Genomic DNA, 16,540 nt, shown 5'->3' on the forward strand with positions numbered 1-16,540 from the left:
GCGTACGCCGCCGTTCGGTGCGGTCGGAAGGAGAGGTGATCACGTGAGCTGCCGGTCCTGGTGGGTCTTCGGGTGCCGCCGCGACGGCGGCGGCCGGAGCGGAAGAGGCAACGCTACGGCAACCGGCCTGCCCCGCGTAGTTCCTCTCCGTCCCCCGGACGGGCCTTCGCACGGACGCCCGACCGCCCGCGCGGGCCGCGCATGGCCGAAGCTGTCAGGTGTGAGCCTCGTCGCGGTCCCCGTCGCCGTCCCAGCGTGCCCGGCGCATGTCGAGCCGCTGCTCGCCGCCCGCCGTCAGGCGCAGCGGGGTGGCCTCGGCGCGGTAGTGCTCCAGGGCTCGGCGCTCGCTGCCGGGCAGTGGTACGCCGTCCGCCCGCACCACGCGCCACCAGGGCACCGCTCCCCCGTACAGGGCCATGACGCGCCCGACTTGGCGCGGTCCACCGTCGCCGAGCCACTCGGCGACGTCTCCGTACGTCATCACCCGGCCGGGCGGAATACGCTCGACCAGCTCCAGCACGTGCTCCGCGTACGCGGGCAGCTCCTCGCTCATCCGGCCCATGGTGCAGCACGATGGCGGGCCGGCGCCGGAAGACAAGGTTCCGTACCGGCGCGCACCCTGATGCCCCGCTCGAAGGTCGGTCCGTGCCACCATCTTGCGGGCGGTGACTGGTGATACGTGATCAAGAAGAGACGGAAGTGACGACTAAGGAGCAGGGTGTGAGCCCTCCGGACGGCGCGTCGGCTGACGACGACGCGCGCCCAGACGACGGCACCACCCCCCGGCCCAGACCCCGGCCCGACGGCGACGACGAGCCGGCGGGCCCGCACGGGCACGCCCCCACCGCCGCCGACCGGGTCGAGGTCGACGAACCGCTGCTCGCCGCCCGCGTGCACCGCCCGTCCGACCTCGTACGCCTGCTCGTCGGCGTCCTCGGCATCGCCGTCGTCCTCGCCATCGCCGCCTTCGCCCACGGCACCACCGTCGGCCTGGAGGAGGACATCAACAAGGGCACCGGCCAGGCGCCCGACCTGTTGATCAAGGTCGCCGCGCTGGTGTCGAGCATCGCGGTGCTGCTGCTCCCCGTCGCCTTCGCCATCGAGCGGCTGATCAAACGCGACGGCCTGCGCATCGCCGACGGCGTGCTCGCGGCCGTCCTCGCGCACGGGGTCACCCTCGCCACCGACCTGTGGGTCTCGCAGGCCGCCCCGGACACCATCCAGGACGCCCTGACCCGTTCCGCCGGGGCCGGCGGGGCCCTGACCGATCCGGTGCACGGCTACCTCGCGCCCGTGATCGCGTACATGACGGCCGTGGGGATGACCCGCCGGCCGCGCTGGCGCGTGGCGCTGTGGGTGGTCCTGCTCATGGACGCGTTCACGATGCTGGTCAGCGGCTACACCACACCCTTCTCGATCATCCTCACCGTGCTGATCGGCTGGAGCGTCGCCTACGGGACGCTGTACGCCGTCGGCTCGCCGAATGTGCGCCCCACCGGGCAGACCCTCCTCGCGGGACTGCGCCGGGTCGGCTTCCGGCCGGTCAGTGCGATGCGCGCCGAGGTCCCCGAAGGCCCCGAGGCCTCCGAGGTGAGCGACCGGGGCCGCCGCTACCACGTGACCCTGGAGGACGGCCCGCCGCTCGACGTCACGGTCGTGGACCGGGAGCAGCAGGCCCAGGGCTTCTTCTACCGGGTCTGGCGCCGGCTCACACTGCGCGGCATCACCACCGGGCGCAGCCTGCAGTCGCTGCGCCAGGCGCTGGAGCAGGAGGCGCTGCTCGCGTACGCCGCCATCGCGGCCGGGGCGAACGCGCCGAGGCTGATCGCCACCTCCGAGCTCGGCCCGGACGCCGTGATGCTCGTGTACGAGCACCTGGGCGGCCGGACCCTGGACTCCCTGCCCGACGAGGAGATCACCGACGAGCTGAGCCTCAACGCCTGGGAGCAGGTACGGGCCCTGCAGTCGAGGCGGATCGCGCACCGGCGGCTGACCGGGGACGCCCTCGTGGTGGATCGTTCCGGCAACGTCATCCTCACCGACCTGCGCGGCGGTGAGATCGCGGCGGGCGACCTGGTGCTCCGGATGGACATCGCCCAGCTGCTGACCACGCTCGGCCTGCGGGTCGGCGCGGAGCGGGCGGTGGCCTCTGCGGTGTCGGTGCTCGGCCCGGACGCGGTGGCGGACTGCCTGCCGCTGCTCCAGCCGATCGCGCTGAGCCGCTCCACGCGGGCCACGCTGCGCAAGCTGGCCCGGGAGCGGGCGGAGCGGCAGCGGGAGGCCGTACTGGAATCCTCGCGGGCGGCGAAGGCGGCGCGCGAGGCCGACGCCGCGGCCACCAGCCCCGCCGCGGACCGCAAGGCGGAGAAGAAGGCGCTGGACAACGCGCTGGACGGGGCGCGGGAGGAGGACCTGCTGAGCCAGATCCGCCAGCAGGTGCTGCTGATCCGCCCGCAGGCCCCGGTGGAGCCGGCCCGGCTGGAGCGGATCCGGCCGCGCACCCTGGTGTCGTTCATCGCGGGCGCCTTCGGCGCGTACTTCCTGCTGACGCAGCTCGCCCACGTGGACTTCGCGACCATCGTCGGCCAGGCGCAGTGGGGCTGGGTCGGGGCGGCGCTGGCCTTCTCGGCGCTGAGCTACTTCGCGGCGGCGATGAGCCTGCTGGGCTTCGTGCCCGAGCGGGTGCCGTTCCTGCGGACCGTGGTCGCGCAGGTGGCCGGGTCCTTCGTGAAGCTGGTGGCTCCGGCGGCGGTGGGCGGTGTCGCGCTGAACACGCGGTTCCTCCAGCGGGCGGGGGTCCGGCCGGGGCTCGCGGTCGCGAGCGTGGGCGCCTCGCAGCTGTTCGGACTGGCCAGCCACATCCTGCTGCTGCTGTCCTTCGGCTATCTGACGGGGACGGAGAAGACCCCGGAGATGACCCCGTCCCGGACGGTCATCGCGGGTCTGCTGACGGTGGCGGTGCTGGTGCTGGTGGTGACGGCGGTCCCGTTCATGCGGAAGTTCGTCGCGACGCGGGTACGGGCGCTGTTCGCCGGGGTCGTGCCGCGCATGCTGGACGTGCTCCAGCGGCCGCAGAAGCTGGTGACCGGCATCGGCGGGATGCTGCTGCTGACGGGCTGCTTCGTGATGTGCCTGGACGCGTCGATCCGGGCGTTCGGGGGCGGCCAGGCCATCAGCTACGCGAGCATCGCGGTGGTGTTCCTCGCGGGCAACGCGCTGGGGTCGGCGGCGCCGACGCCGGGCGGTATGGGCGCGGTGGAGACCACGCTGACCCTGGGTCTGATCGCGGCCGGCCTGGAGAAGGAGGTCGCGATCTCGGCGGTGCTGTTGTTCCGGCTGATGACGTTCTGGCTGCCGGTGCTGCCGGGGTGGATCTCGTTCAACTTCCTGACCCGCAAGGAATCCATCTAGGTCCTGTCCGGGCGATCTTCGTGGGTCAGCCCGCGTGGTCTGGTGCGGTGCATCGCAAGGCGGTGGGGGCACCTCCCAGCGGTAGCTGGGGGACATCGCAGCTCGTACTTGGCCGTACTCGCGCGATGCGACAACGCGGCGAGGTGCCGTGCCAGGCCACGCGGGCCCGCGAAGATCGCCCGGACAGGGCCTAGCCTCCGGCTCGGTGCGGGGGGGCCGGGGAGGGACCCGTTCGGGTCAGCGCGGGGGCGGGGGTGGCCGAGGCCGCAGAGGATGGGGGCATGCCGAGAAACGCCTGGCGGGTCACATCCGCCGCCGCACTGGCCGCCGCCCTGTTCGCCACCGGCGGCTGCTCCGACGACGGCGACGGGAAGAAGACGAAGGCCGACGGCACCAAGGAGGCCAAGCCCCTCAAGTGGGGCGAGTGCCCGGCCCCCACCCCCCTGGAGGGCGGCGGACAGGCCCCGCCCAAGGACTGGCAGTGCGCCACCCTCGACGTCCCCCTCGACTACGCGAAGCCCGAGGGCGAGACCATCCCGCTCGCCCTGATCCGTGCCAAGGCCCGCGACCAGAAGAACCGCATCGGCTCCCTCGTCTTCAACTTCGGCGGCCCCGGCGGCTCCGGCATCACCACCCTCCCCGGCGCCGCCAAGGAGTACGAGGCCCTGCGCGCCCGGTACGACCTGGTCAGCTTCGACCCCCGCGGGGTGGGTCGCAGCGTCCCCGTCCGCTGCGAGGGCGACAAGCAGCTGGACGCCTACTACGCCGAGGACTCCAGCCCCGACACCCCGCAGGAGGAGCAGGCCTTCGTCCGGAACATCCGGGACTACCAGCAGGCCTGCCGGCAGAAGTCCGCCGCGCTCCTGCCCCACGTCGGCACCTCGAACGCCGCCCGCGACCTGGACCGCATCCGCCAGGCCCTCGGCGACGAGAAGCTGAACTACTTCGGCATCTCCTACGGGACCGAGCTCGGCGGGGTCTACGCCCACCTCTTCCCGAAGAGCGTCGGGCGGGCCGTCTTCGACGCCGTCGTGGACCCGACCAAGACCTCCGAAGAGAGCGCGCTCGGCCAGGCGAAGGGCTTCCAGCTCGCCCTCGGCAACTTCGCGCAGGACTGCGTGGACCGCGGGGACGAGTGCCGGCTCCAGGGCAGCACCGCCAAGGAGATCGAAGCCAACATCATCAAGCTCCAGAAGGACCTCTCCGCCAAGCCCATCGCGGGCATCGGCGACCGGCCGCTCACCGAGAGCCAGGCGACCAACGGCATCGCGCAGGCCCTGTACTCCAAGGAGCTGTGGCCGCTGCTGGAGCAGGGCCTCGACGAGGCGGAAGGCGGCCAGGGCCAGCTGCTGCTCGCCCTCTCCGACGCCCTCAACGGCCGCGACCAGCAGGGGCATTACAGCAACATCGGCGCGGCGAACACCGCCATCAACTGTGTCGACTCGAAGGTCCGTTACACCTTGGCGGAGACCAAGGCCAAGCTGGCGACGTTCCGTTCGGCCTCGCCCGTCTTCGGTGACTTCCTCGGCTGGGCGATGATGAGCTGCACCGACTGGCCGGTCGCGGGCGCCTGGGAGACCCCGGACGTGTCCGCCCCGGGAGCCGCCCCGATCCTGGTGATCGGCAACACCGGCGACCCGGCCACCCCGTACGAGGGCGCCCGCCGCATGGTGGAGCAGCTCGGGCCCGGCGTCGGCGTGGAGCTCACCTACAAGGGCGAGGGGCACGGCGCGTACAACAGCGGCGACCCGTGCGTGCAGCAGGCCGTCAACACGTACCTCCTGGACGGGAAGGCGCCGAAGGCGGGCACCGTCTGCACCGCGACCGCGGACCCCACGGGGACGCCCGTCGGGCCGGAGCCGCCCCAGGGCGCCTGAACGCCGGAGGGGCCGCACCGCGCGCAGGCGGTACGGCCCCTCCGGGGTGACTGCTAGTAGATCGGCTTGTCCGGCTCGATCTGGTGGACCCAGCCGATCACGCCGCCGCCGACGTGGACCGCGTCCGAGAAGCCCGCGGACTTCAGGACCGCGAGGACTTCCGCACTGCGGACACCCGTCTTGCAGTGCAAGACGATGCGCTTGTCCTGCGGCAGGTCCTGGAGGGCCGTGCCCATCAGGAACTCGCCCTTGGGGATCAGCTTCGCGCCGGGGATCGAGACGATCTCGTACTCGTTGATCTCGCGGACGTCGATGATCTCGATGTTCTCGCCGTCGTCGATCCACTCCTTGAGCTGCTTGGGAGTGATCGTCGAGCCGGCGGCCGCCTCCTGGGCCTCCTCCGACACGACGCCGCAGAAGGCCTCGTAGTCGATGAGCTCGGTGACGGTCGGGTTCGGACCGCAGACCGCGCAGTCGGGGTCCTTGCGGACCTTGACCTGGCGGTACTGCATCTCCAGGGCGTCGTAGATCATCAGGCGGCCGACCAGCGGCTCGCCGATGCCCGCGAGGAGCTTGATCGCCTCGTTGACCTGGATGGACCCGATGGACGCGCAGAGCACGCCCAGCACGCCGCCCTCGGCGCAGCTCGGGACCATGCCCGGCGGCGGGGGCTCCGGGTAGAGGCAGCGGTAGCACGGGCCGTGCTCGGACCAGAAGACCGAGGCCTGGCCGTCGAAGCGGTAGATCGAGCCCCACACGTACGGCTTGTTCAGCAGCACGCAGGCGTCGTTGACCAGGTAGCGCGTGGCGAAGTTGTCCGTGCCGTCGACGATGAGGTCGTACTGGCTGAAGATCTCCATCACGTTCTCGGCTTCGAGCCGCTCTTCGTGGAGGACCACGTTCACGTACGGGTTGATGCCCAGCACGCTGTCGCGGGCCGACGCGGCCTTGGAACGGCCGATGTCCGCCTGGCTGTGGATGATCTGGCGCTGCAGGTTCGACTCGTCGACCTCGTCGAACTCCACGATGCCCAGCGTGCCGACGCCGGCCGCGGCCAGGTACATGAGGGCAGGCGAACCGAGACCGCCCGCGCCCACGGCCAGCACCTTGGCGTTCTTCAGGCGCTTCTGGCCGTCCATCCCCACATCCGGGATGATCAGGTGGCGGGAGTACCGACGAACCTCGTCAACGGTGAGCTCAGCAGCTGGCTCGACCAGGGGTGGCAGCGACACGGGGACTCCGTAGATGGTGACGTCTTAACGGTGGTTCTCCCCGTAACACTGCCACGCCCGTCTTCATTCCAAGACACCCGTCCCGATCCGCGAGACGATTTCGTCCCAGTACGCGGGCATCGAGGCCCACGGGTCGCGGTCGCCCGCCCCGCGCCGGTCGGTGAACCAGATGGTGCCCGCTCCCTGCCAGCGGGCGATCCGCACGGCCTCCTCCAGGTGCGTGCGCGGCACCCCGTGGACGAGGTGGCAGAACCGCTCCGCCGGATGGTCGGCGGTCCACTCCGCGACCTGCGACCAGCGGTAGTCGGCCCAGGCCCCGGAGAAGGTCACCAGCTGGTCGGCGGCCTCCACGTAGCCCTCGTAGGGGTGGGTGCCGTGCCCGAGCACGATCCGCACGTCCTCGCCGAGGCCGCGCAGGGTGTCCGCGACCCGGCGCACGGGGGCGAGTTCGGCCTTGTCCGACGGGGCGCCGGCGAGGTAGAAGCCGTCCACCCCGTACCAGTCGCGGAAGCGGTGGGCGTCGGAGATCAGCTCCCCGAAGGACCGCCGGCCGTCACGCATGGCGAGATGGCCCAGGAGCCGGGGACCGGTACCGCCCGCGCCGCGGAGCTTCGCGGCCGCCTCCGTGCAGTGCGGGTCGGGCCGCCCGCCCGGTCCGTCGGTGACGTTGAGCACGGCCCAGTGCAGCGGGGTGCCGGGGCGGGTCAGCTCGGCCCACTCGACGGGGGCGAGCAGCGGGTGCGCGTAACCGGGGACGCCGAGGCCGAGGCGCCCGGCCTCGGTCGGGGCGGCCGTCGTGGCCCCTGGCGGGGTGGTCAGATGCGGCACGCCGCCTCCATCCAGATGTCCGCCAGGGACTCCTCCAGGTTGATCCGCGGCCGCCAGCCGAGCCGGTCGCGGGCGGTGCGGACATCCGCCTGCTGCCAGGCCCCGCACCCGTCGGGGTACGGGTACGGCTGCGGGGCCGCGGCGGCGAGCTGCTCGGCGGTCGCCTCGGAGCGGGGGGACCCGATGGCGGCGAGACCGGCCGGCCGGCCGGGGTGCCCGTGCTGCTGCGGCCCGCCGTGCGGGACGTCCAGCTCGTGCAGGGCGCCCCCGTACCCGGCGACCCGGGCCAGGACGGCGGCCGCGTCGCGCAGCCTGACCGCACGGCCGGTGCCGATGTTGACCACACCCTGGGCGGCCGAGAGGGAGGCGGCGTGCACGGCCCGCGCCACGTCCCGAACGTCCACGAAGTCGCGCTGCACGCCGAGCCCGCTGAGCTTGAGCTCCCCGTCCCCGGACTGCATCGCGCGCCGCATGGCCTCGGCGAGGCGGCCGAGCGGGGATCCGGCGGGGGTGCCGGGGCCGACGGGCGAGAAGACCCGGAGCACGACGGCGTCCAGCCCGGAGCCCAGCACCAGCTCGGTGGCGGCCAGTTTGCTGACGCCGTACGGCCCGCCGGGTCTCGGCACGGCGTCCTCGGCCGTGGACGATCCGGGCTGGCTGGGCCCGTACTCGGCGGCGCAGCCGAGCTGGACGAGGCGGGCCCCGCAGCCGCTGCGGCGCAGCGATTCGCAGATGGTGGCGACGGCGACGGTGTTGTGCCGGGTGAGCTCGCGGGCTCCGCCGCGGGTGGCGCCGGCGCAGTTGACCACGACGCCCGGGTGGACGGCGTCGAGGAAGCGGGTCAGCGCGCCGGGGCTGCCGGTGGCGAGGTCGAACCGGACGTCGGCGTCGTCGCCGCGGCCGAGCGCGGTGAGCTGGACGGCCGGGTCGGCGAGCAGCCGGTCGGCGACGTAGCGGCCGAGGTATCCGTTGGCTCCGATCAGCAGCACCCTCATCGCGTGGCCCCTTGGTTGGTTGGCTGGCCGGTCATCTTCTGTTTCTCCTTGCGGGTGGGTGGATGGGGCCGCGCATGGGCGGATGCGCGGGACAGGGCGAGGACCGCGTGTACGAGGAGTCCCACCGCGGCGGCGGAGGCCGCTGCCGGGACGGGGACGAGGGCGAGCGCCAGGGCCGCGGCGACGGGTCCGCGGTGGGCCCCGTGCCGGAGCAGCAGCCTCGTCAGGAACAGCAGGAGGGCGAGCGGTACCGCCGCGGTGAGCGGGGCTCCGGCGAGCGCGGCCGCCCCGGCGGCGGCCGCCGCGAACACCGCGACGGCGGCGAGGAGCAGCGGCCGGACCCGGTCCGCGAACTCCTCCAGGGCGCGGCTCCCGGCGAGCCGGGCCCGGGCCCGGGCAGCGAAGGCCGCGGCGACCAGGTGGCCGGGGGCGACGGCCAGGGCGAGGCCGAGGGCGAGGGCGGTGCCGTGCCGGTGCGCGGCCCAGCCGGCGACGGCCGCGGCGAGCAGGTGCACGGCGAAGGGGAACCGCCCGCCGGCGGCCCGCCCGGGCCACACCAGCGCGGCGACGGCAGCGGCCACGGCGGCGGGCCCGGCCCAGGCCGGCGCGGCGGCGCCGACCCCGATGGCGAGGGCCCCGGGCAGCAGCGCGCAGCCGAAGCCCCGGAGCGCCGACGGCCCGGCCGGCCCGCGGCTGAGCGCGGCGGCGGGCACCTCCCCGTGCGGGGTGCGGGCGTACAGCTCCTCGGCGAGCGAGAAGACGTCCCGGTGCCGAAAGCGCGTGGCCGTACGGTCGGTGATCCCGTGGGCCTCCAGACCGGCGGCGATCTCCAGCGGGTCCACGGCCCGTTCGCAGAGCTCGCGGTGGCGGTGCAGCAGTGCCTTGACGGGGTCCCCGCCGGGTCGCCGGCGGGGAGTCGCGGGGGCGGCTTCGTCGACGGTCATACGGCTGCCTCCGAGGTGGGGGTGGGGGCGGCGGCCCACGTCGGGCTGGTCCAGTGCCCCGGCACGCGGGCTTCCGGGGGCGTGGCGAAGGGGACCTCCCCGTCCGGCCGGGCGGATCCGGCGGCGAGCAGCCGCAGGTAGATCTCCTGGAAGGCGGCCACGTTCTGCTCGACGGTGAACAGCTCCAGGGCCCGGGCCCGGGCGGCCGCACCGAGCCGGTGCGCCCGTTCCGGGTCGCGCAGCAGCGACAGGCAGGCGTCGGCCAGCGCCCGGGGGTTGCGCGGCGGGACGACGAGCCCGGTGCCACCGATGACCTCGCGGACCGCGCCGACGTCGGTGGAGACGGTGGCCCGGCCGCAGAGCATCGCCTCGGCCAGGGTGACCGGGAAGCCCTCGATCACGGAGGACAGGACGACGACGCGCCCGGCGCCGTAGGCCTCGGCCGGGGTGGGCGCCTCGGGTCCGCCGATCTCCTCGAAGGTGACCGGGTTCTCCCCGACGGTGACGGCGTCGGCGGCCTCGTCGGGGAAGAGCTGGGCGGCCAGGGACCGGCAGTCGGCGAGGTAGCCGGGTGCCGCGGCCGTGGCGAAGATGCGCAGGCGGGTCTGCGGGGCGGCCTTGCGGACCTCCGCGAAGGCGTGCAGCAGGGCGATGAGGTCCTTGGCGGGCTCTATCCGGCCGACCCACACGAGGGTGTCGGGGTCCCCGCCGTCCACGGACTCCCCGACGGTGGCGAATCGGTCCGCCTCCATCCCCGGGTAGACCGTCCGCAGCTTGTCCCGGGGGGCTCCGCACCGCTCCTGCCAGCGGCGGGCGTGCGCGTTCCCGGGGGTCAGCAGGTCGGCCCGGGCGTAGATCTCGCCGGCCAGCCGGATGTGGAAGGCCGCGAGCAGGGCCCGCAGGGCGGGGCGGCCCTCCCGGCTCTGCTCGAGGTAGTGGGCCCGCAGCTGGACCCCGTACTCGGTGACCAGCAGCGGGACTCCGAAGAAGCGTTTGGCCAGCAGCCCGGGGAGCGCCGCGACCCCGCCCGCCGCCGCGTGGCAGACGTCGACCGCGCCGAGGCTGCCGGGCTCCTCGTACCAGTCGAGGGACAACGGCCGCAGCATCCGCTCCAGTTCGTCCACGAACTCCAGCAGGTCCGGCACCTGCGCCGTCTGTACGGCGCGCCCGGCGCCCGGCGCCCGGCAGGCGGACTCCACGGCCCGTACGGCGGACTCGGAGCGCAGCGCCGCGTACAGGCCGCCCTGTTCGCGGGCGAGTGCGGCGAGCCCGTAGAGCCCGGCCTCGAAGGCGGGGGCCTCGCCCGCGCAGATCCCGTGGACCAGTTCCCGGAAGCAGTCGGCGAACCGCCGGCGCTCGCGCCGGGAGTACGTCCGCCCGTCGTCGGCCGGGGCCCAGAGGGGGGCGGTGCGGACCCGGGTGACGTGCTCGGGCAGCTGGACCCTCGCGCGTTCCTGCTCGGCGCTTCGGCTCAGTGCGTAGAGCTCGAACTCGTGCTGCGGGAGCCCGCGCACGAGCCGGTCGCACCACAGCCTCGCCTCTCCCGTGGCATACGGATAACCACCTTCCGTGAGCAGTCCGACCCGCACGAGTGGCACCCCCGATCTCCCGTTTCAGGCGGTCGCCGTCGGTCCGGCGACCCGCCGCGGAAGAACTCAAGCGGATGTGCCGAAGGCGCGACGGACGGTTGTCCGTCGCGCCACCGGAAGGGGTGAAGAGTCGTAACTTTCCCGTACGGTTCGCGTTCGAGCGCGCTACGCGAACCGTTTGTCGACACGGACGGCCGACTGACCGTCAGCTACCGGGGAACACCCAGGGGTTGGGCTTGCACTGGATCCCGTCGATGTCGAGCGACTTGGTCTGCTGCTGCATGATCGGGGCGAGAGCGCCCGGCGTGCGGCAGCTCACGTGGCCGTGCCCGAGCCGGTGGCCGACCTCGTGGTTGATGAGCATCTGCCGGTAGGCGACCATCTGGTCCGGCCCGTAGGTGGCGGAGCCCTGGGCCCAGCGGTACGCGTTGATCATCACGCGGTCGGTGGCCGCGGAGTCGCAGGAGACGTTGTCGACGGTCGTGTCCAGCCCGGACTTGGCGCACCACTTCCCGGTGGTCCCGGGGCTCGCGAGGGTGATCACGAAGTCGGCCTCGCCGCCCGGCACCCGCTCGAAGGTCTTCGTGCCGCCGTGGCCCCAGCTGCGGTCGTCGTTGAGGGTGCGGTGGACGGCCTCGGCGAACAGCTGCGGGTCCAGCCCCAGGCCCTGCTCCACGTCGACCCGGTAGCGCACGAGTTTGCCCTTGCCGGGGGCCTTGGCCACGCCGGGCACCGTGTCGAAGGCGCCGGAGCCGGTGAGCTTCGCGTCAATCGGCAGCTGCTGGGCCATCTTCTGCTCGTACGTGAGCTCTTGCGCGGGCGCGGGTGCCTGCGCGGGCGCGTCCGGCGTCGGGCGGTCGTCGGAGCGGGAGGCGGCCTCGTCGGCCCGGCCGCCGTCGGTCGCGGCGAGCGTGCCGTGCTGGACTCTCTCGCCGTCGGAGACCACCTGGACGGCGACGACGACGGCGAGGACGGTGGTGACGGCCGCGGCGGCCATGCCGGTGTAGGTGCGTGTCTTCGTACCGCGGCCGGAGTCGGGCCGCTCCGGCTCCACGGGCGCGTCGGCCGGCTTGCGCGGCCCGGGCACCCGGCGGTGCGAGCCGGTGGAGGTGACGGGGTCGAGGGCGTGCTCGTAGGGGGGCTCGGCGTCCGGCGGAGCCAGGGTGACCTGCGGGAAGCCGACCGCGGGGGTGCCGAAGGCCGGGGTGTCGGAGTCCAGCAGGGCGGTCGCGGTCCGGGGGCGCGGGACGCCGCGCCAGTCCCCGTACACGGAGTCGGCTCCGGCTCCGGCTCCCCAGGCGCCGCCGGACTCGTACTGCTGGGGGTGGCCGCCCGGAGCGGGCCGCTCCTCGGCCACGTACCCCTGGTGGGTGACGGTGGGCTCGGGCCGGGCCCGGGTGCGTTCCTCGTACGCCGGCGGCCGCTCGTACGGCTGACGTGCGGGGGCCGGTGCGGGTGCGGGCGCCGGGGCAGGCGCGGGGGCCTTGCGACTATGTCGTCCCACGGTCCTCAGCCTCTGCCGTCTTCGGTATCTCGGAGCAGCTCCCGGAAGGCGGCGGCCACCACCTCGGGGTACTCCATCATCGCCACGTGCCCGGCCTCGGGCAGGCACAGCAGCCGCGAGCCCCGGAAGGCAGCGGCCGCCTTGTGCGCCATACGGTACGAGACCAGCTGGTCCCTGCCACCGTAGACCAGCAGGGCCGGGGCGAGTACCCGCTGCGCCTGCCGCCACAGTCCGTGCTGCCCGCCGAGGGTGTAGGCGTCGACGATGCCGCGCGAGGAGCGGGTCAGGGACTCCCAGAAGTACGGCAGGGCCATCCGCCGTTCCATCTCCTCGACCGCGTTGCGGAATCCCTCCGGCGTCACCCGCGCGGGGTCGCCGTAGCAGAGCTCCGTCACCCCTTGGGTGCGCTGTTCGGCGGTCAGGCCCTGCGCGATCCGGCCCAGGAGCGCGGCCATCCCCGGTACGGCGAGCAGCGCGGTCGGCACGGCCGACTTCTGCACGCGCAGTTCGGGCAGGGCGGGCGAGACCAGCGTGAGCGTGCGGACGAGGTCGGGCCGGACGGCCGCGACCCGGGTGGAAACGGCGCCGCCGAGGGAGTTCCCGAAGAGGTGGACCGGCCCGCGTCCGGCGGCGTCGAGGTGCCGGATGACCACGCGGGCGAAGGCGGTGACGGAGTAGTCCCGGTCGGCGGGCGGCGGGGACCAGCCGAAGCCGGGCAGGTCGAGGGCCTCGCCGTCGACGGTGCCCGCCAGCCGCTCCATGAGCTCCGACCAGTTCTGCGAGGAACCGCCGAGTCCGTGGACGAACAGGGCGGGCGGCAGGTCCGTACGGACGGGCGGGCGCACCCGGACGGCCAGTTCCAGCCCGGGCAGCGCGACGGTGCGCAGCTGCTCTCCATTGGCCACCCGGACCGCTCCCGCCAGGGCGGACGGCTCGGCGGTGGACCGTACACCCGGCAGCTCGGTCGAAGACATGCGGCAATGTTACGAGACGATCACGCCGGGATCCTTGTGTTCGCGGTCACAGAGGCATGGCGATCCGTATAGCGGGGTATCCGCAAGCCTCCTAGGCTCGTAGTGAGAACAAGGAAGCGAGGGGAGCGGCATGACTGTCGACCCTGCGGAGCCGGACACCTTCCGCGAGGCGATTCCGGAAGTCATCGACCCTGAGGCGCCCGAGGCGGACCTGGCGGAGCAGCTGACCGAGGTGGAGCCGTCGGAGGAGGACGACAAGGTCACCGGTGTGGATCGCGGCGAGGCCAACGACGGGGACGCCGTGGAGCAGGCCAGGGTGGTGCCCCTGGACGAGGACGACTACCGCTGACCAGCACGTCCGACCGGTCCGTACCGCGAGAAAACTCGGCTTGAACCCACCAGATTCGGTTACCGAAAAGTACGATGGCGGCGCGGCGCAGAGCGCACTGTGTTCTTAGAGAAAGTGGGAGGCGGCGTGACAGCCATCGAGCAGACCGAGGCAGCGCGTCCGCGGGGCACGCGACTGCCGCGCCGAGCCCGGCGCAACCAGCTGCTGGGCGCGGCCCAGGAGGTCTTCGTCGCGCAGGGTTACCACGCCGCGGCCATGGACGACATCGCGGAACGGGCCGGCGTGAGCAAGCCGGTGCTGTACCAGCACTTCCCCGGCAAGCTCGACCTCTACCTGGCGCTGCTGGACCAGCACTGCGAGGCCCTGCTGCTCGCCGTGCGCACGGCGCTCGCGTCGACGACCGACAACAAGCTGCGCGTGGCGGCGACCATGGACGCCTATTTCGCGTACGTGGAGGACGAGGGCGGCGCCTTCCGGCTGGTCTTCGAGTCCGACCTGACGAACGAGCCGGCCGTGCGCGAGCGCGTCGACCGGGTCTCGCTCCAGTGCGCGGAGGCCATCTCCGACGTCATCGCCGAGGACACCGGCCTGTCCAAGGACGAGTCGATGCTGCTGGCCGTGGGCCTGGGCGGGGTCTCGCAGGTGGTGGCCCGCTACTGGCTGTCCAGCGAGAGCCCGGTCGCCCGGGACACGGCGGTGGGCCTGCTGACCTCGCTCGCCTGGCGCGGTATCGCGGGCTTCCCGCTGCACGGCAGCGAGCAGGGCACCGAGGCCTGAGCCGCCGGACGGCCGCGGGCGGTGTCCGTTCTCCGCTGTTCGCTGCGAGCGTGTCCGCTGTGCGCGGTCCGCGTCCCCTCTCCGGGCTAATGTGGACCGCGTACGGCGCGGCTGATCGCGCGAACCGGATCGTCGGAGGGACAAAGCCGTGGAGGTCAAGATCGGCGTGCAGCACGCACCCCGGGAGATCGTGCTGGAGAGCGACCTGAGCGCCGAGGAGCTGGAGACCATCGTCGCCGCCGCGCTGTCCGGCACGGCGCCGCTGCTCAGCCTCACCGACACCAAGGGCCGCAAGGTTCTGGTGCCGTCCGACCGCCTGTCGTACGTCGACCTGGGCGAGCCGAGCGCGCGCAAGGTCGGCTTCGGAGCGCTCTGACGCGGTGGCACCTGACGTGCCGAGAACTGTCTGAAACGGCCTGGTGGTTGATTCCACCGGGCCGTTTCCGTGTCTTCCGCTTCGGGTAGGACCGCAGTGAAGGCGTTTGCCCTGATGTGTGGGAGGGACTTCATGGTGCTGATGGAAGTGCTCGGCTCTGCCCTGCTGGGCCTCGCCCTGTCCGCGACAGCCGCGCGAGTGCTCGCCCGCAGGCTGCCCGCCCTGAGAGTGGTGCTGGTCAGCGGGGTGCTCGGGGCGCTGTTCGGGGCCTATCTGACGCACTTCGCGCTCGGCCCGGGGCACAACACCCTGACCGCGACCTTCGTCGGGGCCGTCTTGGTGTCGGCGGTGGTGCTGTCCCTGCTGCTCCGGCCGGCCTCCGGGCCCCGCAGGCCCTCGCACAGGACTCCGTTTTCGGTCCCGACACGGGGCTGACCCCTGATCCCTGATCCCTGACGCACGTCGGCCCCGGTACGGATGGTTCCGTACCGGGGCCGACGTACGTGTGCCGGGTGCTACGCGGCGAGGCCGAGGGCCGCCATCCGCTTGGTGTGCGCCTTGGTGATCCGGGTGAACATCTCGCCGACGGCCGCGAGGTCGAAGCCGGCGGCCATCCCGTCGACTCCGCCGACCAGCATGGTGGAGAGCGCGTCGCGCTCGGCGACCACGCGCTGGGCCTGCGAGAGGGCCTCGCCCATCAGCCGGCGGGCCCACAGCGCGAGCCGGCCGCCGCAGCGCGGGTCCGCCTCGATGGCGGCGCGCACCTTCTCGACGGCGAAGTTGCCGTGACCGGTGTCGTCGAGCACACCGAGGACGAGGGCCCGGGTGTCGGTGTCCAGGTGGCTGGCGACCTCGCGGTAGAAGTCGCTGGCGATCGAGTCGCCGACGTAGGCCTTGACCAGGCCCTCCAGCCAGTCCGACGGAGCGGTCTGGCGGTGGAAGTCGTCCACGCCCTTGGCGAAGGGCTGCATGGAGGCGGTGGGCTCGGCGTCGATCGCCGCGAGCCGGTCGCGCAGCCGCTCGAAGTGGTGGAACTCGGCGGAGGCCATGGCGGCGAGCTCGGCCTTGTCGTCGAGGGTGGGCGCGAGCTTCGCGTCCTCCGCGAGGCGCTCGAAAGCCGCGAGTTCTCCGTACGCGAGCGCGCCGAGCAGGTCCACGACGGCGGCCCGGTACTGCGGCGAGGCGGAGGCGGCCGCCCAGTCCTGGGCGGCGATGCCCACGGCTTCGGCGGGCGTGCCGTCGTCGGCGGGCGAGGCGTTTTCTACGGTCGACATGCTCCGCACAATAGCCCGCCGAAAGGCGCCTCAAGTCACCATCCCTGGTCACTGCCGGTCTGCCTAAACGTGCCGGTGCGGTGAATTCGCCCGACACAGCTGCGCGATTCCGGGGTACAGTGGTAATGCGCCTGCCGGATACTCGGCGGGCCATCCCGAATGAGGATGCCCGGTCGGTGGCCCGATCGGCTCCAAACCGACCGCCCTCAGTGGTGTGGTGTGTGCGCGGACGCGTACCTCCCGCACGAGGGGCCCCCTCAGCGGCAAGAGCGCTTGAGCGACGGCAGTGGTCCCGCGCAGCTTCGTACGTAGCAGTACGGCATAGCCAGGCACGGTACGACCCCCTTCGCCGCCTCGGGCCGCGTCTCACAGAAGAGGCAGCACCCTGACTACGTTCCGAGACCTCGGGA

General features: G+C 73.1%; 15 protein-coding genes. 6 read left to right on the forward strand and 9 right to left on the reverse strand.

The features are described from left to right. Positions 1 to 214 precede the first annotated feature (214 nt). Positions 215 to 562: an MGMT family protein gene (locus JIW86_RS15650; RefSeq protein WP_251065262.1), complete on the reverse strand. Its 348-nt coding sequence runs from the start codon at positions 560 to 562 to the stop codon at positions 215 to 217. Between the two features lie 110 nt (positions 563 to 672). On the opposite strand from JIW86_RS15650, the gene JIW86_RS15655 reads away from it, so the two are divergent. Next, positions 673 to 3,411, forward strand: a complete 2,739-nt coding sequence (locus tag JIW86_RS15655; protein ID WP_257554290.1) for a lysylphosphatidylglycerol synthase transmembrane domain-containing protein — start codon at positions 673 to 675, stop codon at positions 3,409 to 3,411. 281 nt (positions 3,412 to 3,692) lie between these two features. Then, entirely contained in the window at positions 3,693 to 5,288 is a 1,596-nt protein-coding gene (locus JIW86_RS15660) for an alpha/beta hydrolase (RefSeq protein ID WP_257554291.1), read from the forward strand. A 53-nt stretch (positions 5,289 to 5,341) separates the two neighbouring features. On the opposite strand, the gene moeZ is transcribed toward JIW86_RS15660, so the two are convergent. From moeZ to JIW86_RS15695, 7 genes are all read right to left on the reverse strand, one after another. Continuing rightward, a complete protein-coding gene (moeZ, locus tag JIW86_RS15665; RefSeq protein ID WP_215148206.1) occupies positions 5,342 to 6,520 on the reverse strand; it encodes an adenylyltransferase/sulfurtransferase MoeZ in 1,179 nt (392 codons plus the stop codon). Positions 6,521 to 6,583: 63 nt separating this feature from the next. Beyond that, entirely contained in the window at positions 6,584 to 7,348 is a 765-nt protein-coding gene (locus JIW86_RS15670; RefSeq protein ID WP_257554292.1) for a spherulation-specific family 4 protein, read from the reverse strand. After that, complete coding sequence (locus JIW86_RS15675; RefSeq protein ID WP_215148202.1) at positions 7,336 to 8,343, reverse strand: NAD-dependent epimerase/dehydratase; 1,008 nt, start codon at positions 8,341 to 8,343, stop codon at positions 7,336 to 7,338. Before JIW86_RS15675 ends, JIW86_RS15670 begins: the two co-directional genes overlap by 13 nt. Then, positions 8,340 to 9,287 (reverse strand): hypothetical protein, encoded by a 948-nt coding sequence (locus tag JIW86_RS41440; RefSeq protein ID WP_263862064.1) that lies wholly within the window; start codon positions 9,285 to 9,287, stop codon positions 8,340 to 8,342. The genes JIW86_RS15675 and JIW86_RS41440 overlap by 4 nt, the downstream gene beginning before the upstream one ends. Further along, a complete protein-coding gene (gene pelF / locus JIW86_RS15685) occupies positions 9,284 to 10,876 on the reverse strand; it encodes a GT4 family glycosyltransferase PelF (RefSeq protein ID WP_257559331.1) in 1,593 nt (530 codons plus the stop codon). The genes JIW86_RS41440 and pelF overlap by 4 nt, the downstream gene beginning before the upstream one ends. Before the next feature lie 205 nt (positions 10,877 to 11,081). Continuing rightward, a complete protein-coding gene (locus JIW86_RS15690) occupies positions 11,082 to 12,380 on the reverse strand; it encodes a DUF3152 domain-containing protein (protein WP_257554293.1) in 1,299 nt (432 codons plus the stop codon). A gap of 5 nt (positions 12,381 to 12,385) precedes the next feature. Next, complete coding sequence (locus JIW86_RS15695; RefSeq protein WP_257554294.1) at positions 12,386 to 13,354, reverse strand: alpha/beta fold hydrolase; 969 nt, start codon at positions 13,352 to 13,354, stop codon at positions 12,386 to 12,388. Between the two features lie 130 nt (positions 13,355 to 13,484). On the opposite strand from JIW86_RS15695, the gene JIW86_RS15700 reads away from it, so the two are divergent. The 4 genes from JIW86_RS15700 to JIW86_RS15715 all read left to right on the forward strand — a co-directional run bounded on the left by JIW86_RS15700 (position 13,485) and on the right by JIW86_RS15715 (position 15,291). After that, on the forward strand, positions 13,485 to 13,703 hold the full coding sequence (locus tag JIW86_RS15700; protein WP_215149756.1) for a hypothetical protein: 219 nt from the start codon (positions 13,485 to 13,487) through the stop codon (positions 13,701 to 13,703). 126 nt (positions 13,704 to 13,829) lie between these two features. Continuing rightward, a complete protein-coding gene (locus JIW86_RS15705; protein WP_215149755.1) occupies positions 13,830 to 14,480 on the forward strand; it encodes a TetR/AcrR family transcriptional regulator in 651 nt (216 codons plus the stop codon). Between the two features lie 148 nt (positions 14,481 to 14,628). Then, positions 14,629 to 14,856: a DUF3107 domain-containing protein gene (locus JIW86_RS15710; RefSeq protein ID WP_215149754.1), complete on the forward strand. Its 228-nt coding sequence runs from the start codon at positions 14,629 to 14,631 to the stop codon at positions 14,854 to 14,856. 132 nt (positions 14,857 to 14,988) lie between these two features. Further along, positions 14,989 to 15,291, forward strand: a complete 303-nt coding sequence (locus JIW86_RS15715) for a hypothetical protein (protein ID WP_251065603.1) — start codon at positions 14,989 to 14,991, stop codon at positions 15,289 to 15,291. 80 nt (positions 15,292 to 15,371) lie between these two features. Here the strand turns inward: JIW86_RS15715 and JIW86_RS15720 are convergent, their stop codons facing one another. Continuing rightward, positions 15,372 to 16,130 carry a ferritin-like domain-containing protein gene (locus JIW86_RS15720; RefSeq protein WP_257554295.1) on the reverse strand — a complete coding sequence of 253 codons (759 nt, stop codon included), beginning with the start codon at positions 16,128 to 16,130 and terminating at the stop codon, positions 15,372 to 15,374. Positions 16,131 to 16,540 lie beyond the last annotated feature (410 nt).

This window comes from Streptomyces sp. NBC_00162, assembly GCF_024611995.1.
Lineage (GTDB): Bacteria > Actinomycetota > Actinomycetes > Streptomycetales > Streptomycetaceae > Streptomyces.